Consider the following 18690-nt stretch of genomic DNA (forward strand, 5'->3'; position numbering starts at 1 on the left):
GGGCAAGCCGCCTGTGACGTTGGTGGGAGCATCCGCGCTTTTTTGTGGCGAGGGAGCTTGCTCCCGCTGGGGCGCGTAGCGGCCCCAATCGCGGCAACCCCGTTTCTCCAGGCAAATCGCGAACTCTTGTTTACGGCCGCTGCGCGACCGGGCGGGAGCAAGCACCCTCGCCACAGAGGGCAAGCCGCCTGTGACGTTGGTGGGAGCATCCGCGCTTTTTTGTGGCGAGGGAGCTTGCTCCCGCTGGGGCGCGTAGCGGCCCCAATCGCGGCAACCCCGTTTCTCCAGGCAAATCGCGAACTCTGGTTTACGGCCGCTGCGCGACCGAGCGGGAGCAAGCTTCCTCGCCACAGGGGGCAAGCGCCCCTCGCCCTGCAATCAGTTCACAGATTCGTGAACTGATTATTTGCCGCCGCTGATTCAACATCCCCGGCAGATCCCGGACACTTCAAGGTCGACCTATAAAAACAAGGCAGCGACCCCATGACGAGCCTGGCCTCGGCTTCCGACAAAGCCCCTGCGTCAACCCTCAAGATCGAAACCCGCTCCATCGACTACGTCCCCCGCAACGAGCGGCACGGCAAAGTCTGGCACCAGGGCCCCTTCTGGTTCACCGGCAACTTCGTCCTCACCACCATGGTCACCGGCTTCACCGGTGCCGCCCTCGGCTTGAGCCTGCACTACGCGATCCTGGCGATTGTCATCGGCGTGTGCCTGGGCACCTTCTGCATGGCCTTTCACGCCAACCAGGGGCCGCGCATGGGTTTGCCGCAGATGATCCAGTCCCGGGCGCAATTTGGCCTGCGCGGCGCCATCGTGCCGTTTATCGCGGTGGTGTTTGTCTACATCGGCTTCAACGTGTTCAACGTGATTCTCGCCACCGACGCCATCAACACCGTGCTGCCCGGCGCCCGCGCGCCCTGGTACACGCTGATGATCATCCTCGCGGTGATCATTGCAGTGATCGGCCACGACCTGCTGCACACCGTGCAGCGCTGGCTGACCTACGTGATGATCAGCGTGTTCGCGGTGCTGACCATCAGCGCCCTGATGACCCTGCAGGCCGACGCCGCCGTGGCCAACGCGCACTTTTCCTGGTCGGCGTTCCTGATCCAGCTGTCGGCCGCCGCCGGTTACCAGATCAGCTACTCGGTATACGTCTCCGACTACTCGCGCTACCTGCCGCACAAGACGCCGTCGCGCCAGGTGATTTTCTGGACATACCTCGGCGCTGCCGGTTCGGCTCTGTGGCTGATGTCCCTGGGGGCATTCCTGGCCTCCGCCCTGCCCTCGCCGGACGCCATCGGCAGCGTGCGTGAAGTCGGCAACCAGGTGATTCCGGGCTTCGGCACCTTTACCGTGTTGATCGCGGTGCCGGCGCTGATCGGCATCATGGCGGTCAACTGCTACGGCGCCATGCTCACCGGCATCAGTGCCATCGACGGCTTCCTGCAGATCAAACCCAACCTCAAGAGCCGGGTGGTGGGGATCTCGCTGGTGGCGGTGGTGATCTTCCTGATCGCCCTGAATATCCCCGAGAGCTACCTGGGCAGCTTCAACACCTTCGTGCTGCTGATGCTGTATTTCCTGGTGCCCTGGACCGCGGTCAACCTCGCCGATTTTTATGTGGTGCGCAAAGGGCGCTACGCCATCGGCGATATCTTCAACCCGGCCGGGATCTACGGCCAATGGTCCTGTGCCGGCCTGGTGGCGTACTTCCTCGGTCTGCTGGCGATGGTGCCGTTCATGTCCCTGAGTTTTTACCAGGGGCCGGTTTCCCGGGCCCTTGAAGGTGCCGACATTGCCTTTGTGATCGGTTTGGCCGTGGCCGGGGTGGCCTATTGGGCGATGACCCGGCGACTTGATCTGGCTGCCGAGCAGCGGGCCATTGCCGCCAGCGAGCACCTGCTGGAGGGCCCGAGCGCATGAACCCGGTACACACCCTGAAAGTCGCCTGCCAGCAACTGGCGCCGCGTGTCGGCGAGCTGGCCCATAACCGCGAGCTCAGCGCCGCCGCCATCCGCCAGGCCGCGGCCCAGGGCGCCCAGGTGGTGGTGCTGCCGGAGCTGATGCAAAGCGGCTACGTGTTCCACGACCTGGCGGAAGCCCTGGCGCTGGCGGAAACCCTCGACGGCCCGGCCCTGAGCCTGTGGAAAAGCCTGGCCGAAGAACTGCAGGTGGTGATTGTCGCCGGCTTTTGCGAGCGCCTGACAGAAGACCAGGTGGCCAACAGTGCGGTACTGATCGAGCCCGAAGGTAACCTGACGGTGTACCGCAAGGCCCACCTGTGGGATCGGGAAAACCTGATCTTCACCCCTGGCAATGAACCGCCGCCGGTGGTGGCGACACGCTTCGGGCCGATTGCGCTGATGATCTGCTACGACCTGGAGTTTCCCGAATGGGTGCGCCTGCCGGCCCTGGCCGGGGCCGCCCTGCTCTGCGCCCCGGTGAACTGGCCGGACGGCCCGCGCCCGGTGGGCGAGCGGCCGGGGGAAATGGTTCGGGTACAGGCCAATGCGGCGGTCAACCGGATGTTTATTGCCGCCTGCGATCGCAGCGGCGAGGAGCGCGGGGTGAATTGGGTCGGCGGTTCGACCATCGTCGATGCCGACGGCTACCCCCTGGCGGGCAAAAACCGCCACACCGGGGAGCAACTGCTGCTGGCCGACCTGCCCCTGGCCGAGGCCTGGCACAAGTCCATCAGTGAACATAACCATGTGCACCTGGATCGGCGCCCGAGCTTGTATTAAACCCCTGCTCGCGCTGGGTCGGCCGGCGCTCCGGGGCTTAGCCGCCCTAATGGCTGCGCCCCATTTATTCAGATAGACCGTGCACTCTGGGTTTGCGACCGCTGCGCGGCCGAGCGGGAGCAAGCGCCCTCGCCACGGGGGGAGTGCCTGATCGGGTCCTTGGGATCAGAACTCGATGCGTACGTCGCCTTTTGGCACGCTGCAGCAGGAGAGGATGTAGCCTTCGGCTTCGTCCTCTTCGGTGATGCCGCCGTTGTGTTCCATTTCCACTTCGCCGCCGAGCTTGAGCACTTTGCAGGTGCCGCAGATGCCCATGCCGCAGGCCTTGGGGATCATCAGGCCGAGCTTGGCCGCAGCCGCGTGCACGGTTTCACCCGGGGCCACGCGGATGCTCTTGCCCGAGGCAGTGAATTCCACCTGGTGCAGGTCGGCAACGTCGATTTCCGGCGCGTCGGCCGCTTGTTCGGCTTGCTCCACCGCGTCGGCACGGGCTTCGGGCGGGGTCGCGCCGAATGATTCCTCGTGGTAGCGGGTCATGTCGAAGCCCGAGGCCTCCAGCAAGCGCTTGACCGCGGTCATATAGGGCGTCGGCCCGCAGCAGAACACTTCGCGCTCAAGGAAGTCGGGCGCCATCAATTCCAGCATCTTGTGGTTCAGGTAGCCGCGATAACCGGCCCAGGGTTCGCCCAGGCCGTGTTTCTCGCAGATCAGGTGCAGGCTGAAGTTGTCGATGCGCGACGCCATGTGCTCCAGCTCGCGGTGGTAAATGATGTCCTTGGGCGAGCGGGCGCTGTGGATAAACACCATGTCGACATTGGCGTTGGTGTCGTAGAACCAGCGCGCCATGGACATCACCGGGGTAATGCCGACCCCGCCGCTGAGGTAAAGCACCTTGGGACTGGGGAAGTCGATGGCGTTGAACAGCCCCACCGGCCCGTGCACCGCCAGTTCCTGGCCTTCGTGCAGGGTGTCGTGCAACCAGTTGGAGACCTTGCCCCCCGGCACGCGCTTGATGGTCACCGAAAAGCTGTAGGGCACCGAAGGCGAGCTGGAAATGGTGTAGGAGCGCATGATCGGCTGGCCGTCGATTTCCAGCTCCAGGGTCACAAACTGCCCCGGCTTGAAGAAGAACAGGATCGGCTGGTCGGCCATGAAGCAGAAGGTGCGCACGTCCCAGGTTTCCTGGATGACTTTGACGCAACGGACGATATGCCGACCATTGGCCCAGGTCTGGGTCGTTACCGGATTCAGGAAGCTGTTGGACATGCTGTTCTCCATAGCCGTGTGCTCGGCTTCATGGTGGCGATTCTGCGTAACGCACGAAGCACCCATTTACCTATCTGCGACATTCACATGCTTATCGCGACCAGCCCCCAATCACCGGGGGTTGCGCGTCGGGAACAGGTTGGGCCATGTCGCCCATGGATAAGGTTCGGGGCGCTGGCGACCGCACACTCGGCGCAACGACAACAGCCGTATTTCGTGCCTTGCGTAGCACCAACCGTAGCCACTTTTCGCCGGCCGCACAGAACGGCCATGAGGACTTTAACGATGGACGTCACCGCAACCCTGAGCTTGGGCGATCCGCTGGAACCTGCACGCAAGGCCACTGCACAGATGCTGCAGGAGCGCGAGCGGACCTTTTCCCTGCCGCAGCCGTTTTACTCTGACGAGCGACTGTTCGATATCGACATGCAGGAGATCTTCCAGAAGGAGTGGTTGATCGCCGGCATGACTTGCGAGATCCCGACCAAAGGCAACTACCTCACGCTGCAGGTCGGCAAAAACCCGATCATCGTGATTCGCGGCGCCGAGGGCGTGGTGCACGCCTTCCACAACGTCTGCCGTCACCGTGGCTCGCGCTTGTGCACCAGCGAAAAGGGCAAGGTGGCCAAACTGGTGTGCCACTACCACCAGTGGACCTACGAGCTGGACGGCCGCCTGCTGTTCGCCGGCACCGAGATGGGCGCCGACTTCGACATGAAGCAGTACGGCCTAAAGCCGGTGAACGTGAAGACGGCCGGCGGCTACATCTTTATTTCGTTGTCGCAGAACCCGCCGGCGATCGATGACTTCCTGTCGACCCTGAGCCACTACATGGAGCCCTACGACATGGAGAACACCAAGGTGGCGGTGCAAACCACCTTGATGGAGAAGGCTAACTGGAAACTGGTGCTGGAAAACAACCGCGAGTGCTACCACTGCAACGCCTCGCACCCGGAGCTGCTGAAAACCCTGCTGGAATGGGACGACGTCACCGACCCCCGGGCCGATCAGGCGTTCAAGGACCACGTGGCCGCTTCGGCCGCCGCCTGGGATGCCGAGAAGATCCCCTATGCCCACGCCAGCTTCGGCCTGCGCAACCGTATCGTGCGCATGCCCCTGCTCAAGGGCACCGTGTCCATGACCATGGACGGCAAACAGGGCTGCGCCAAACTCATGGGCCGGATCAAGAACCCGGACCTGGGCTCGATGCGCATCCTGCACCTGCCGCACTCATGGAACCACTGCATGGGCGATCACATCATCGTGTTCACGGTCTGGCCGATCAGCGCCCAGGAAACCCTGGTCAGCACCAAGTGGATCGTGCACAAGGACGCGGTCGAAGGCGTGGACTATGACGTCGAGCGCATGCGCAAGGTGTGGGACGCCACCAACGACCAGGACCGGCGCCTGGCGGAAGAAAACCAGCGCGGCATCAACTCCACCGCCTACCAGCCCGGTCCGTACTCCAAGACCTACGAGTTTGGCGTGGTCAACTTCGTCGACTGGTACAGCGAGCGCATGTTGAGCAACCTGGGCGCAGAGCCTGCGCCTTACCTCAAGGGCGTGCCGGTTCAGGGCTGAACGTTGCCGCGAGCCACCCGCCGAATGCCGCAATACAAGAGCCCGGGGGCGAGGTAAGCCGGCCCCGGGCTCTTGTATTGCAGCGGGTCCCATCAAGCAAGCGGCCAACTGACGGCGCCGTTCTCGCCCACAAACGCTTCGGTGATCGTTGCGCCCTGCAACGTCACCCTCACATAGCCATTACGCACCCGCTGCGGGTAGTCAGGGTCGTCCGCGGACAGGGTTTCCGACCATTGCACGCGAGGGTTGCCTTTGACCTCGCGGGTGGGGCCATAGGGGATCGCCCCGTGGCCGATGCAGCGTCCGTACATGCCGCCCTGGGGCGCATAGCAGATGCCATTGTGCAGGTGCCCCCAATACCAGTAGTCCGGTGCACGGCCCATGGCCGCAACCACTTGCTGATAGAGCGCGGTCTGGGTCTGGCCGGTGATGTCCAGCCCCTGGTGATGGCTGAGCAGCATGATCTTGCGTCCCTGCCCCTTGCTGGCGACCAGGTCCTGGAGCCATTGCTGCTGCGCCGGGGCCAGGTTGCCGTCCATATAGAGGCTCATCTCGTCGGCGGCATAGGCCGAGTCCAGGCCGACGATCAGCCAATGGGTATTGAACAGGGCGAAATAGCTGGTGCTCTGCTGCTTGGGAAACAGCGCGTCGATCTCGGCAAAATAGCCATGGGCGCCGCTGTACATCTCATGGTTGGAGTTGAGGCTGAACGAAGCCTGGGTGCCCTGGGGCCAGTTCTTGAGGTCAGCGCCCTCCTCGCTGCCGGTCCCGGCGTAATACACATCCCCCAGGTGGATGGTGTAGTCCGGCTTGTCCTGGAGCATCAGCTCCGCCACCCGCTGCGCCGCCGACGCACTGTCGAAATACCCGGTGCCCCAATCCCCGGCCATGTCCAGCAGCACGTCATCGGCCATTTCGATCAACGCCGGGGTCGTGTCGAAGGGTGCATGATTACGCAGGTTTTCGATCCAGTTGAGCAGGGCCTCGCTCCAGCGCAGGTCCAGCAACTCCCATTGGCGACAGCCCAGCAGGGTGCCGTCCTTCATCACCTGGGTCTGCAGCTCGGCCTCCGTTTGCGGCAGGCGCGCGGCGTTACCAAGGTGCAGCAACGACAGGCCGTGGGCCAGCTCCCACGGCACCGGCGCCTGGCCCCGCGGCAGCTCGCCGTGAATGATTGCGTACTGAGCCTGGTCGTGGGCGCGCTGCAACAGGTTGACCAGCGCCTGCAGTTGTTCGGCGTCGAGCTGATTGCTGAGTTTTTTCCAGGCCAGGTCGAGCCTGGCGAGCAGGCCGTCGACCCGGGTTTTCACGCGGTCGTACTCATGTTCCAGATGACTGACGAATGACATTCCGTTATCCCTCTTGATCGTCCATTGGGGCAGGCGCCTCACCGGGATCGGCCGTTGAGGCGCAAGTCGAATAGCCCGTGACGCGATTCGATGTGGCCTTGTGGTCAGGCAGTCGCAACTCTTCCGTGGTGCTGACCAGGGGGTTGGGGCGGTCGCCGGGGGAGAGAAACACGGATCGGGGAACCCTGGGATAAACGACAATCCATTGTCTGCACTCCTGAAAGCAGGTGTGGATAAGTAATCATGCTGTCCTGGTGGCATCAGTGAAGACAGGCCCCTGATCCCTGTCAAGCAGGCCATTAGAACTGTAGGAAGTTTGATCTATTGCCTTGCATGCTATGTATTACAAGGCGTCCAGGGTTCGGCCAACATCTTATCCACAGCTTGGCCCACAGCAATTGTGGGCAAGTGCACCGGGTACCGGGACAGCTCAGCGGAAAAAGGCGAGAAAAACCGTGACTTATGGAGAAACAGCGGTTTCAGCGGCAACTGATCAATTTTTGAACAAAACCCTGCAGCCCTTTAATTAAAAGGGCTGCAGGGTAAGGCAAACACCTTATCCACAGAACCGCCAACAGACTTTGGGGGCAACTTGCACACAGCCCGTAGCCGGTGTGGAAAACCCGCTCCACGCCGCGAAAATCGAGGCTTTGCGCGGGCACGAACGGGTAAAATCTCGAAATCGATCAATAATTGAACAACTCTCTACAAGCAGCTAACGGCGTGGCCTACAGCCGACAGCAAACATCTTATCCACAGAAGCGCCAACAGAGATTGGGGGCAACTTCAGGGGATGAAGGAGCTCAAGGCCTGGGAAAAAGCTCGAAAAAACAACAGCTAACGCTGGTCATTTTTCATACAGGGGGCTGCAGGGCCTGCTGCACATGGGCTGTAGCGAGGGGCGAACACGTTATCCACAGAAACGCTAACAGGGATTGTGGGTAACCTTCTGCGGCAGCAACCCGGACCGGTCGCTGCCGCATGAAAGTCAATCAGCGGACGACGCCTTCCTCGATCAACAGCTTGAGGATGGCGTCGGCGCCGGCCTCGGCCGTCACGCCCTTGAGCACCTGGCCGGTGCCACCGCTGGCCTTGGCCGTGGCGGCTTTCATGCGGTCGGCACCGCTCTTGGCCTTGATCACTTTCAGGCGCTTGGGCCGGGGCTTGGCCGGTTGCAGGGTCGAGGCTGTGAGTAACTCGTCGTCCACCACCGTGACCTGGTCTGCCTGCAACACGCCGCGCTGGGCCGGACCGTAGGCGCTTTGTCGGGGTTTGGGCGCAGCGTTATCCACAGTGGCGAGAAATGGCAGGCGCACTTTCAGGCGCCGCCGCTGGCCACGGGGCAAGGCTTGCAGCACCAGGGCTACCCCGGCGTCGATGGACTCGACCTGGGCCAGCCCCACCACCAGCGGCCATCCCAGGTTCTCGGCCAGCAGAAACGGGAGCATGCCCGAGCCTTCGCCGGTTTCCGCCTGACTCCCGGTCAGCACCACCTGGGCCCCGGCGTCGCGCAGGTAGTCGGTCAGCGCCGGCAAGGCATCGGCACCGGACGGCTGTTCCAAGACATGCAACTGCTCCAGGCCCATGCCCAGGTAGGCCCGCAGCGCCGGTTCGTGGATGTCGCCGGCGTGCAGCACCTGTAGTTTGTCCCCCGCCAGTTGCAGGCCCAGCTCCACTGCGCGCGCGTCCTGATCAGCGCGTCGTGGGCGGCCGGAAGTGGGGTGGGCGCCGATGGATACCAGGCTGATTACGTTACTGTTCATGGTCGTCCCCTTAAGCCGCGTCGCGCTTGGCGCCGTTGCGGTAAGCCGCTACCGCCGCGATCAAGGCTTGAAGAATCTCGGCGCTCTCGCCAATCACCGACAGGTCGGCACGCTTGATCATGTCGCAACCGGGGTCGAGGTTGATCGCCACCACCTTGTCGCAGGCACCGATGCCCTGCAGGTGCTGGATCGCCCCGGAAATCCCCACCGCGACATACACCCGCGCCGTAACCCAGGTGCCGGACGCCCCGACCTGCCGGTCGCGGGCCATGAAACCATCGTCCACCGCCACCCGCGACGCGCCTTCAGTGGCACCCAGGGCAGCAGCGGTCTGGTGAAACAGTGCCCAGTCCTTGACCCCGTTGCCGCCGGAGAAGATGAACTCGGCTTCAGCCATGGGAATGGCGGCCGGGTCCACCGCCACCGCGCCCAAGTCTTCGATCCGCGCCAGGCTGCGGGCAACGCTTGTGGATAACTCCACGGGCAGCGCTTCATGCCGGGTTTCGCTGACCGGCTCGGCGCATTCGACGGCGCCCAGGATCAGCCGTGCCAGAGGCCGGGCCAGATCCTGCAAGCCGGCACCGGCACGTCCGATGCACTGCCCGTCCTTGACCTGCCAGACACGGGTCGCCGGGCGCTCGCCCAAGGCCGCGGCAAAGCGCCGGCCCAATTCGGCGCCGCCGCTGCGGCTGTCAGGCAGCAGCCAATGGCGCGGGCTGAACTGGTTATCCACAGCCCGCAGGCCCTGGACCCGTTGCTCCGGTGCATAACCTTCGAACTCATGACCTTGCAGCACCAGCAGGCGATCGACGCCGGCCTGGGCGAAGGCGGTTTCCTTGTGCTCGCCAAACACCACCGTCAGCACCGCACCGTCCTGGCCGGCCAACTGGCGGGCCAGGCCCAGCAGGTCGCGGTCGTGGCTGCCGAGACGGCCACCGACCATGTCCGGCACCACGCCGATGTAAAACGCCGGTTGCGGCACCTGATGCAGCGGCAGTTGCACCTCGACCGCGGCGCTGCGCTTGCTCATGCCGCCCTGCTGGGCACCGCTGCGGTCGATGCGCTTGATCCCGTTGGGGCCGATAAAACCCTGGCCATGGGGATTCTTGCGCAGCAGGCCATTGGGCCCCATCCAGCTGTGGGTCAGCGGTTGCATGGCGGCATGCAGCGGGTGCAGGCGGTTACGGGCGATCCACTCGGCCCGTGGGTCGCGGCGAATAATGTCGCTCATCAGTGCACCTCCGCAGGTTCGCGCTTGGCCGGAGCCTTGCCTGGCGCCGGTTCTTCGAGCAGGGCATCGGCCACCAGCTCGGCAATGTCCTTGATCTGCGGCCGGGGCTCGACCACCCCTTCGAGCATCGCCGTGCACTGTGGACAACCCACCGCCACCAGCTCGGCGCCGGTTTCGCGGATGTCCTCCATGCGCATATCGGGGATACGCTGCTTGCCAGGGATGTCGGTAATCGGCGCACCGCCGCCGCCACCGCAGCAGCGGGAGCGGAAGCCCGAGCGCTGCATCTCTTTGACCTCGATCCCCAGGGCACGCAGCACCTGGCGCGGAGCCTCGTATTCGCCGTTGTAACGGCCCAGGTAGCACGGGTCGTGATAGGTCACGCTGCTGCCCTTGTGCTGGCCGAGGTTCAAGGCCCCCTCGCCAATGATCTGAGCCAGATAAGTGCTGTGGTGCTGCACCTGATAGTTCCCGCCAAATGCGCCGTATTCGTTCTTCAGCACATGGAAGCTGTGGGGGTCGCAGGTGACGATGCGCTTGAAGCTGTACTGGGCCAGGGTCTGGATATTGCGCCTGGCCAGTAGCTGGAAGGTCGCCTCATCCCCCAGGCGCCGGGCCACGTCGCCGCTGTCCCGTTCTTCGAGGCCGAGCACGGCAAAGTCGACGCCGGCCGCCTTCAGCACTTTGACGAACGCACGCAGGGTGCGCTGGTTGCGCATGTCGAAGGCGCCGTCGCCGACCCAGAACAGCACGTCGGTGGTTTTCTTTTCGCTGAGCAGGGTCAGGTTCAGGTCCGCTGCCCAGTTCATCCGCCCACCGGGGTTGAAGCCGCCGGGGTTGTCGGTGGCGATCAGGTTTTCCAGGACTTCGGCGCCCTTGTTCGGGGTCGCGCCTTTTTCCAGGGTCAGGTGCCGCCGCATGTCGACGATGGCATCGACGTGCTCGATCATCATCGGGCATTCCTCGACACAGGCGCGGCAGGTGGTGCAGGACCACAGGGTCTCGGCGTCCACCAGGCCGTTGACGATCGGTTGATGGGGATTACCGCCATGCTCGCCAATCGGTTTGCCAGGGTAAGGGCTGCCGGCGAACTGGGCGTCGGTGCCTCCGGCGAGGCCGACCACCATGTCCTGAATCAGTTTTTTCGGGTTCAGCGGCTGGCCGGCGGCGAACGCCGGGCATGCCGCTTCGCATTTGCCGCACTGCACGCAGGCGTCAAAACCCAGCAGTTGGTTCCAGGTGAAATCCTTGGGTTTTTCCACCCCCAAAGGCGCCGAGCGGTCGCTCAGGTCCAGGGGCTTGAGCCCGGTGGAGCGACCGCCGCCAAAACGCTCGGCGCGGCGATGCCAGGCCAGGTGCAGGGCACCGGCGAAGGCGTGCTTCATCGGCCCACCCCAGGTCATGCCGAAGAACAGCTCGGACACGCCCCACAGCACACCGACCGCGAGGATCAGCGCCAGCACCCAGCCACCGAAATCTTCCGGCAGGATGCCCGCCACCGGCAGGGTCAGGACAAAGAACGAGGCCGAGAACGCCAGCAGGCTTTTCGGCAGGCGCATCCACGGGCCTTTGGACAAGCGCGCGGGCGGGTTGCGCCGGCGCAGGAAGACAAAGACCGCGCCGACGAACATCACCACCGTCATCAACAGCAAGGCGTAGCCGAGGATGCGGTTGTGCAGGCCGAAACCGTGCACCAGCAGCGCCAGCACAATCGACGCCACCGCGCCGCCGGCCGTGGCCACGTGGGTATTGGCGATGTATTTGTCCCGCGCCACCACGTGGTGCAGGTCGACCATATAGCGCCTGGGCATGGCCAGCAGGCCGCCGAGCAGGTCAACCTTGGAGGCTCGCCCCCGGCGCCACAGGGATGCACGCCGCAGCGCGCCGAGGACGGCAAGGCCCAGGGCGGAGAAGAGCAGGATGGGAATAATGATGTTGAGCATGGTGAAGCTCCCGCAAGGATCTTGTCGGAGCTGGCGGGTGTGGCGAGGGAGCTGGCTCCCTCGCCACAACAAGCCGGCTCCTATCAGCAACTGTTGTTAAAAATCCTTGCACAAGCGCAGGGCGTCATAGATGGCGGCATGGGTGTTGCGCTGGGCCACGCAGTCGCCGATCCGGAACAGCAGGAAACCCTCGCCCGGCTCGCCCAGGCACGGCTGCGGCTTGATCGCGAACAGCGCCTCGACATCGATCTGGCCCTTGTTGCGCGAGTCTTGCTTGAGCCCGTAATACAGCTCTTCATCCGGGCGCACGCCGTTCTCCACCACCACCTGGTCCACCACCCGCTCTTCCTTGGCCCCGGTGTATTCGTTTTCCAGCACGGCAATCAGCTTGTCACCCTCGCGGTAAACCTTCTCCAGCATCATGTCGCCGGTCATGATCACTTCCTTGGGGTACATGCTGCGGTAGTAGGTCGGGAACGACGTCCCGCCAATCGCCACCCCAGGCTTGATGTCATCGGTGACGATTTCGACCTGGCTGCCTTTGTCGGCCAGGAAATCGGCCACCGACATACCGGTGAATTCGCAGATGGTGTCGTAGACCAGCACATTCTTGCCCGGCGCCACCTTGCCATCGAGCACGTCCCAACTGCTGACCACCAGGCCTTCGGCAGCGCCCCAGTGTTCGTTCTGCTCCAGGTTCGGGTGCCCGCCCACGGCCAGTACCACGATGTCCGGACGCAGGTCGAGGATGGTCGCGATATCGGCCGCGGTGCCCAGGCGCAGGTCGACTTTCAGGCGCGCCAGCTCCAGCTGATACCAGCGGGTGATGCCGGCGATCTGATCCCGTTGCGGTGCCTTGGAGGCTGTGGTGATCTGCCCGCCGATGGCGTCCTTTTTCTCGATCAGGGTCACGTCATGTCCGCGCTCGGCGGCCACTCGCGCGGCTTCCATCCCCGCCGGGCCGGCTCCGACCACCACCACCTTGCGCTTGACCCCGATGCTCTTCTCGATGATGTGCGGCACGCCCATGTATTCACGGGAGGTCGCGGCGTTCTGGATGCACAGCACATCCAGCCCCTGGTACTGGCGATCGATGCAGTAGTTGGCACCGACGCACTGCTTGATCTGGTCGATCTGGCCCATCTTGATCTTGGCGATCAGGTGCGGGTCCGCGATGTGCGCACGGGTCATGCCGACCATGTCGACGTAACCGCCTTCGAGAATGCGCGTGGCCTGGTTCGGGTCCTTGATGTTCTGCGCGTGCAGCACCGGGACCTTGACCACTTCCTTGATCCCGGCCGCCAGGTGCAGGAAAGGCTCCGGTGGGTAACTCATGTTGGGAATGACGTTGGCCAGGGTGTTGTGGGTGTCGCACCCCGAGCCCACCACACCGATAAAGTCGAGCATGCCGGTGTCGTCGTAGTACTTGGCGATCTGCTTCATGTCCTCGTGGGACAGGCCGTCCGGGTGGAATTCATCACCGCACAGGCGTATGCCGACGCAGAAATCGTCACCGACTTCGGCACGCACCGCCTTGAGCACTTCCAGGCCGAACTTCATCCGGCCCTCAAAACTGCCGCCCCATTCGTCGGTGCGCTTGTTGACGCGCGGGCTCCAGAACTGGTCGATCATGTGCTGGTGCACCGCCGACAGCTCGACGCCATCCAGGCCACCGGCCTTGGCCCGGCGCGCGGCCTGGGCGTAGTTGCCGATCACGCGCCAGATTTCTTCCGGTTCAATGGTCTTGCAGGTGGCGCGGTGCACCGGCTCGCGCACACCGGATGGCGACATCAGGGTCGGCCAGTTGAAACCATCCCAGCGTGAGCGACGACCCATGTGGGTAATCTGGATCATGATCTTGGCGCCATGCTTGTGCATGGCGTCGGCCAGGTTCTGGAAGTGCGGAATGATGCGGTCGGTGGCCAGGTTGACCGAGGCCCACCACTCCTGCGGGCTGTCGATGGCCACCACCGAGGAGCCGCCGCAGATCGCCAGGCCGATGCCGCCCTTGGCTTTCTCTTCGTAGTACTTCACATAACGGTCGGTGGTCATGCCGCCATCGGTGGCATAGACCTCGGCGTGCGCGGTGCTCAGCACACGGTTGCGGATGGTCAGTTTGCCGATCTGGATCGGCTGGAACATCGCTTCGAAAGCCATTTTCTAAACTCCGCCTACAACGGTTTGACGATGAACAGGCCGTCGTCGTGGCCTTCTTCGGAGCCACCGTAGACCTGCTCCGCCACGGTCCGGATCGAACTGCCCCGGGCTTGGAGGATCTGGTCCATGGCGCCGGCGAACCAACCGGTGAACATGTAGTCGACCTTGCGCCCGACCTTGCCGTAGACGTAGACGAACGCCGAGTGCTCGAGCTTGACGCTGGCGGTGCCTTGATCCAGGTCGATGTCCTGGATCTTGAACAGGCCCCAGCCGCGCTGCGACAGGCGCTTCATGTAGTGCTCGAACACCGCCACGCCTTCCAGGCCGTGGCATTCGGCTTCTTTCTCGCACCAGTGCCAGGCGGATTTGTAGCCGGCCTTGTACAGGATCTCGGCGTAGGCCTCGGCCCCCAGCACGTCTTCGATGCCCATGTGGTTGTTGACGAAAAAGTGCCGTGGCACGTAGAGCATCGGCAGGGCATCGGAGGTCCAGACACCGGTCTCGCTGTCGACTTCGATGGGCAATTGCGGGGCGATTTTGGCCATGGAAACTTAACTCCAGAAAATTCGTTTTCAGTGCTTAGCAAAGCTTTTGCCTTGCTCTAATAAACAAGCCGTGTGAATGACTTTGGAGCCGTAGCGAGCACGTCGAGGACCTGACGCCACTATCGGCGAGCGGAGTAGGCTCCGCAGGCATTCATTCGCCCCAGACGTCCTTCAGGACATTGACCCAGTTCTCGCCCATGATCTTGCGCACCACACGCTCGGGGTGGCCGCGCTTGAGCAGGGTCTCGGTGAGGTTGGGAAACTCGCCCACGGTGCGGATCCCCAGGGGGTTGATGATCTTGCCGAAGCTGGTCAGGCGGCGGGCGTAGCCCTTGTCATGGGTCAGGTACTCGAAGAAGTCCTGGCCATGGCCCTGGGTGAAGTCGGTGCCGATGCCGATGGCGTCTTCGCCCACCAGGTTCATGGTGTATTCGATGGCTTCGGCGTAGTCGTCGATGGTCGAGTCGATGCCCTTGGCCAGGAACGGTGCAAACATGGTCACGCCGACGAAACCACCGTGATCGGCGATGAACTTCAGCTCCGCATCGGACTTGTTGCGCGGGTGTTCCTTGTGGCCCGACGGCAGGCAGTGGGAGTAGCAGACGGGTTTCTTCGATTCGAGGATGACTTCCTCGGACGTCTTGGAACCGACGTGGGAAAGGTCGCACATGACCCCGACGCGATTCATCTCGGCCACGATTTCGCGACCGAAACCCGAGAGCCCGCCATCACGCTCATAACAGCCGGTGCCCACTAGGTTCTGGGTGTTGTAGCACATCTGCACAATGCCCACGCCCAGCTGCTTGAACACCTCGACATAGCCGATCTGGTCTTCATAGGCATGGGCATTCTGGAAACCGAAGAGGATGCCGGTCTTGCCCTGTTCCTTGGCCTTGCGGATATCGGCGGTGCTGCGGACCGGCATTACCAGGTCGCTGTTTTCGCGCATCAGCTTCTGGCTTTTGCAGATGCTGTCGATGGTGGCCTGGAAGCCTTCCCACACCGACACAGTGCAGTTGGCTGCGGTCAGGCCGCCCTTGCGCATGTCCTCAAACAGCTCGCGGTTCCACTTGGCAATGATCAGCCCGTCGATAACGATGCTGTCGGCGTGCAGTTCGGCTGGGCTCATCAGGCTGTCCCCTTATTGGCGATTCATGCGCCGAATCGTCTGCCGGCGCTTTGGGGCCAGCATATGCCGCGTGGGCAAGGGAGCCGGATGCAAAAGCGACAGGGGAATTGCCGAAAGCGTCAAGGCGCGACAAAGGGTCGGCAGCCGGGCATCGGCGTCATCTGTTCTTTGCCCGGCGCTTGCGCCAGAATCCGCCGCTTTACTGGATGCTTCACTGGATTTAGGGGCGGCGACGCAATGAAATCGATCTTCCTCGCTTTGGCACTGATGGCGACCGGCGTACAGGCGGCTGAAGAAGCCGACAACTCGCCCTGCGATGCCGTCGAAAACGACGTGCAGACCCTGGAATGCGCGACCTACAACCGCACCACCGCCGAACAGTTGCTCAAGGACAACGTCCAGGGCCTGCTGGAACGCTTCGCCAACCTGTACGGCAGCGACAAGGCCAAGCTCGCCGACATCACCGGCAAGCTCAACAACGCCCAACAACTGTGGCAAAAACAGCGCGAAGCCGATTGCGCCGTGGAAAGCTTCCCCGCCAAGCCGGGCAGCAAGGCCTACACCATTGCCCAGAACGACTGCATGGCACGCATGAGCGATGAACGGTCGGAGTTCCTCGAGTCCATCGGCCAGGAGTAACTACGCGGGCATAAGGTTGAGCCTCAAGCGCCGCCGCGAAAGCACGACAGGCCCCACGCAGTCAGCTTGAACGGCAGGTGGTAATGCTGAGCGCTGTCGTCCAGGCCAAAGCGATACACCAGCACGTCGAGAAACGGCACCTGGGGCAGCGCCTGGCCTTGCTCGCGGTAAAACGCCGCGACCTCCAGTTGCACTTCATAGACCCCCGGCACAAAACTCGGCGCCTGCTGCGCGAGTTCGACCAGCAAGCCATTGGCGGCGATGCGCCCGCTGCATATCAGCTCACCGTCCAGCCGACGGATGCTGACTGCCATGCCCTGGGCCACCTTGCCACTGGCCACATCCACTGCGTGGATCGACACCCCGCCGTTCATTTCCAGAACCCTGCATGGGCCTTGGCCGCTTCATCTTCGAGCATCGGGCCGAACACCGGGATCTTGCGCTGGCCACGGGCGAACACTTCGCGACACGGCAGGGAGAAGGTCGGGTTTTCCGGGTGGTCGCCGGTCAGCCCCAGCAACGCGTGTTCAGACAAGGCATAAACCACACGCCCGATTCCGGTCCAATAAATCGCCCCGGCGCACATGCAGCAAGGCTCGGCGCTGGTGTACAGGGTGCATTCGGCGAGGGCCTGGGGGCTGAGGGTTTTGGCGGCCATGGCTGCCGCCGACAGTTCGGCGTGCTGGGTCGGGTCGCCCTCGGGCGGCATCGAGTTGTTACCGGCGCTGGCGATGACCTTGCCAGTGCGGTCGGCCACGAGCGCGGCAAACGGGTGCCGTCCGCGCGAGCGGGAGGCCTCTGACAGGGCGATGGCCTGACGCAGCAGGTGCAGGTCCAGTTCAGTGATACCGGCAGGCGTAAGGGACGTGAATCGGGTCATGGAGACCTCCTGGTTGTGGGCAGTACCCCAAAGGGGGATGGGAAAGGCGCTCACTCGGAACATTTGCCCGAGACGGCACCAGGCTCGGTGGCCTGGGGGCCGGGGTTGAGGCGGCGTGGGTTAAGCAAAATATTGAGCACCACCGCAGTCACGCCGCCGAGGAAGATGCCGCTTTCAAGCACCAGCTTGAGGGCACCGCCGGTGTGCTCGAACAGCGCAGGGAGGGACATCGGCAGCACCCCCACACTGACCGAGACCGCCACGATGATGCCGTTGCGGGTGCCCTCGAACTGCACGCGGGACAGCTCCTGAATGCCGGCCACCGTGGTCATGCCGAACATCACGATGGCGCAGCCGCCCAGTACCGGCGCAGGCACTGCGGCAATCAGCGCGCCGAGCTTGGGAAACAAGCCCATCAGCACCATGAGTGCCCCCGCCGAGGCCACCACGAAGCGGCTTTTGACATTGGAGAGCGCGATCAGCCCGGTGTTCTGGGTAAAGGCGTTGTAGGGAAAGCTGTTGAACACACCCCCCAATAGGGTTGAAAGACCATCCGCACGGAACGCGTTGCCCAGGGTCCGCTGGTCGACGGGGCGCCCAGTGAGCCTGCCGATGGCCAGGCAGTTGCCGGTGGTCTCGGCCATGATCACCAGCATGGCCAAGGTCATCACCAGGATCGGCGTCAGGGAAAACTGCGGCATGCCAAAGGCCATCGGCGGGCTCAGTTCGAACCAGGCGGCGTTGCTCACCTGGGCGAAATCGGTCATGCCGAAGGCTGCGGCGATCAGGCTGCCGGCGAACAGGCCGATGAGCACGCTGAGGTTGCCGATAAACCCGGAAAACCTGGCGTAGACCACCAGGGTTACGGCCACCGTCGCCAGCCCCAGCAGAAGGTTGGCCGGCGCGCCGAACTGCGCGGAGCCCGGGTGACCGCCGCCCAGCCAGACCGCCGCGGCGGGCATCAAGGAAATACCGATGATGGTAATCAGGCTGCCGATCACCACCGGCGGAAAGAAGCGCAGCAAACGACTGAATACCGGGGCGATGGCGAGGGTGATCGCCCCGGCGGCTATCACCGCACCAAAGACTTCGGTCAGGCCGAACTCCTTGCCGATCATGATCATCGGCGCCAGAGCAATGAACGAGCAGCCTTGAATCAAGGGCAAGCGCGCGCCGAACTTCCAGAAGCCCAGGGTCTGGATCAGCGTGGCGATACCGGAGGTCAGCAGGTTGGCATTGATCAGGGTGACCACCTGGCTCGGGGTCAGCCCCAGGGCGCTGCCGAGGATCAGCGGCACCGCCACCGCGCCGGCATACATCACCAGCACGTGTTGCAGGCCAAAGGTGAACAACTGGCGGGCGGGCAGGATTTCGTCTACCGGATGAACCTGTAAAGTGCTCATGTCCCATGTCTCCTGAGGGTGCAACCTAATGGTTTTGGGCGAGCATCCTCAGGG

15 protein-coding genes are annotated in these 18690 nt (G+C 63.4%); 4 read left to right on the forward strand and 11 right to left on the reverse strand.

Going from position 1 to position 18690, the window contains the following annotated elements; translation table 11 throughout:
* Positions 1–483 precede the first annotated feature (483 nt).
* Together ACOZJV_RS34235 and ACOZJV_RS34240 are read left to right on the forward strand one after the other, a co-directional pair.
* Positions 484–1929: a purine-cytosine permease family protein gene (locus ACOZJV_RS34235; protein WP_421549568.1), complete on the forward strand. Its 1446-nt coding sequence runs from the start codon at positions 484–486 to the stop codon at positions 1927–1929.
* A complete protein-coding gene (locus ACOZJV_RS34240; protein ID WP_421549569.1) occupies positions 1926–2750 on the forward strand; it encodes a nitrilase-related carbon-nitrogen hydrolase in 825 nt (274 codons plus the stop codon). Before ACOZJV_RS34235 ends, ACOZJV_RS34240 begins: the two co-directional genes overlap by 4 nt.
* Before the next feature lie 165 nt (positions 2751–2915).
* Here ACOZJV_RS34240 and gbcB read toward each other — a convergent pair whose 3' ends face one another.
* Positions 2916–4016, reverse strand: a complete 1101-nt coding sequence (gbcB, locus tag ACOZJV_RS34245) for a glycine-betaine demethylase subunit GbcB (protein WP_078472794.1) — start codon at positions 4014–4016, stop codon at positions 2916–2918.
* A gap of 285 nt (positions 4017–4301) precedes the next feature.
* Between gbcB and gbcA the strand changes: the two genes are divergently transcribed.
* Positions 4302–5597 carry a glycine-betaine demethylase subunit GbcA gene (gbcA, locus tag ACOZJV_RS34250; RefSeq protein WP_201128340.1) on the forward strand — a complete coding sequence of 432 codons (1296 nt, stop codon included), beginning with the start codon at positions 4302–4304 and terminating at the stop codon, positions 5595–5597.
* A 92-nt stretch (positions 5598–5689) separates the two neighbouring features.
* On the opposite strand, the gene ACOZJV_RS34255 is transcribed toward gbcA, so the two are convergent.
* The 7 genes from ACOZJV_RS34255 to ACOZJV_RS34285 form a co-directional block, all read right to left on the reverse strand.
* Positions 5690–6946, reverse strand: coding sequence for a metallophosphoesterase family protein (locus ACOZJV_RS34255; RefSeq protein ID WP_421549570.1), 1257 nt, complete (start codon positions 6944–6946; stop codon positions 5690–5692).
* A gap of 992 nt (positions 6947–7938) precedes the next feature.
* Entirely contained in the window at positions 7939–8709 is a 771-nt protein-coding gene (locus tag ACOZJV_RS34260) for an electron transfer flavoprotein subunit beta (protein ID WP_078472791.1), read from the reverse strand.
* A gap of 10 nt (positions 8710–8719) precedes the next feature.
* Positions 8720–9940, reverse strand: coding sequence for an electron transfer flavoprotein subunit alpha/FixB family protein (locus ACOZJV_RS34265; protein WP_421549571.1), 1221 nt, complete (start codon positions 9938–9940; stop codon positions 8720–8722).
* Positions 9940–11883 carry a dimethylglycine demethylation protein DgcB gene (dgcB, locus tag ACOZJV_RS34270; RefSeq protein ID WP_421549572.1) on the reverse strand — a complete coding sequence of 648 codons (1944 nt, stop codon included), beginning with the start codon at positions 11881–11883 and terminating at the stop codon, positions 9940–9942. Before dgcB ends, ACOZJV_RS34265 begins: the two co-directional genes overlap by 1 nt.
* A 96-nt stretch (positions 11884–11979) precedes the next feature.
* Positions 11980–14040, reverse strand: coding sequence for a dimethylglycine demethylation protein DgcA (dgcA, locus tag ACOZJV_RS34275; protein ID WP_421549573.1), 2061 nt, complete (start codon positions 14038–14040; stop codon positions 11980–11982).
* Between the two features lie 14 nt (positions 14041–14054).
* Positions 14055–14585, reverse strand: coding sequence for a 4-vinyl reductase (locus tag ACOZJV_RS34280; protein ID WP_078472787.1), 531 nt, complete (start codon positions 14583–14585; stop codon positions 14055–14057).
* A 151-nt stretch (positions 14586–14736) separates the two neighbouring features.
* A complete protein-coding gene (locus ACOZJV_RS34285) occupies positions 14737–15714 on the reverse strand; it encodes a dipeptidase (protein ID WP_421549574.1) in 978 nt (325 codons plus the stop codon).
* A gap of 237 nt (positions 15715–15951) precedes the next feature.
* Here ACOZJV_RS34285 and ACOZJV_RS34290 point away from each other — a divergent pair, with 237 nt between their 5' ends.
* The gene (locus ACOZJV_RS34290; RefSeq protein WP_421549575.1) at positions 15952–16353 is read left to right on the forward strand and encodes a lysozyme inhibitor LprI family protein; all 402 of its coding nucleotides are present in this window, start codon (positions 15952–15954) and stop codon (positions 16351–16353) included.
* Between the two features lie 23 nt (positions 16354–16376).
* Here the strand turns inward: ACOZJV_RS34290 and ACOZJV_RS34295 are convergent, their stop codons facing one another.
* Genes ACOZJV_RS34295 through ACOZJV_RS34305 form a run of 3 tightly spaced genes read right to left on the reverse strand, consistent with a single transcriptional unit; the run spans position 16377 to position 18636 of the window.
* Complete coding sequence (locus ACOZJV_RS34295) at positions 16377–16715, reverse strand: hydroxyisourate hydrolase (protein ID WP_201128352.1); 339 nt, start codon at positions 16713–16715, stop codon at positions 16377–16379.
* 8 nt (positions 16716–16723) lie between these two features.
* The gene (locus ACOZJV_RS34300) at positions 16724–17233 is read right to left on the reverse strand and encodes a nucleoside deaminase (protein ID WP_421549576.1); all 510 of its coding nucleotides are present in this window, start codon (positions 17231–17233) and stop codon (positions 16724–16726) included.
* A 50-nt stretch (positions 17234–17283) separates the two neighbouring features.
* Positions 17284–18636, reverse strand: a complete 1353-nt coding sequence (locus ACOZJV_RS34305) for a nucleobase:cation symporter-2 family protein (RefSeq protein WP_421549577.1) — start codon at positions 18634–18636, stop codon at positions 17284–17286.
* Positions 18637–18690: the final 54 nt, after the last annotated feature.

The sequence above is a fragment of the Pseudomonas sp. QD4 genome, assembly GCF_049199125.1.
Classification (GTDB): domain Bacteria; phylum Pseudomonadota; class Gammaproteobacteria; order Pseudomonadales; family Pseudomonadaceae; genus Aquipseudomonas.

Bases quoted from the DNA above. Each gene is read 5' to 3' on its own strand.
- ACOZJV_RS34235 (WP_421549568.1), top strand. From the start codon at position 484: ATGACGAGCCTGGCCTCGGCTTCCGACAAAGCCCCTGCGTCAACCCTC.
- ACOZJV_RS34240 (WP_421549569.1), top strand. From the start codon at position 1,926: ATGAACCCGGTACACACCCTGAAAGTCGCCTGCCAGCAACTGGCGCCG.
- gbcB (WP_078472794.1), bottom strand. From the start codon at position 4,016: ATGTCCAACAGCTTCCTGAATCCGGTAACGACCCAGACCTGGGCCAAT.
- gbcA (WP_201128340.1), top strand. From the start codon at position 4,302: ATGGACGTCACCGCAACCCTGAGCTTGGGCGATCCGCTGGAACCTGCA.
- ACOZJV_RS34255 (WP_421549570.1), bottom strand. From the start codon at position 6,946: ATGTCATTCGTCAGTCATCTGGAACATGAGTACGACCGCGTGAAAACC.
- ACOZJV_RS34260 (WP_078472791.1), bottom strand. From the start codon at position 8,709: ATGAACAGTAACGTAATCAGCCTGGTATCCATCGGCGCCCACCCCACT.
- ACOZJV_RS34265 (WP_421549571.1), bottom strand. From the start codon at position 9,940: ATGAGCGACATTATTCGCCGCGACCCACGGGCCGAGTGGATCGCCCGT.
- dgcB (WP_421549572.1), bottom strand. From the start codon at position 11,883: ATGCTCAACATCATTATTCCCATCCTGCTCTTCTCCGCCCTGGGCCTT.
- dgcA (WP_421549573.1), bottom strand. From the start codon at position 14,040: ATGGCTTTCGAAGCGATGTTCCAGCCGATCCAGATCGGCAAACTGACC.
- ACOZJV_RS34280 (WP_078472787.1), bottom strand. From the start codon at position 14,585: ATGGCCAAAATCGCCCCGCAATTGCCCATCGAAGTCGACAGCGAGACC.
- ACOZJV_RS34285 (WP_421549574.1), bottom strand. From the start codon at position 15,714: ATGAGCCCAGCCGAACTGCACGCCGACAGCATCGTTATCGACGGGCTG.
- ACOZJV_RS34290 (WP_421549575.1), top strand. From the start codon at position 15,952: ATGAAATCGATCTTCCTCGCTTTGGCACTGATGGCGACCGGCGTACAG.
- ACOZJV_RS34300 (WP_421549576.1), bottom strand. From the start codon at position 17,233: ATGACCCGATTCACGTCCCTTACGCCTGCCGGTATCACTGAACTGGAC.
- ACOZJV_RS34305 (WP_421549577.1), bottom strand. From the start codon at position 18,636: ATGAGCACTTTACAGGTTCATCCGGTAGACGAAATCCTGCCCGCCCGC.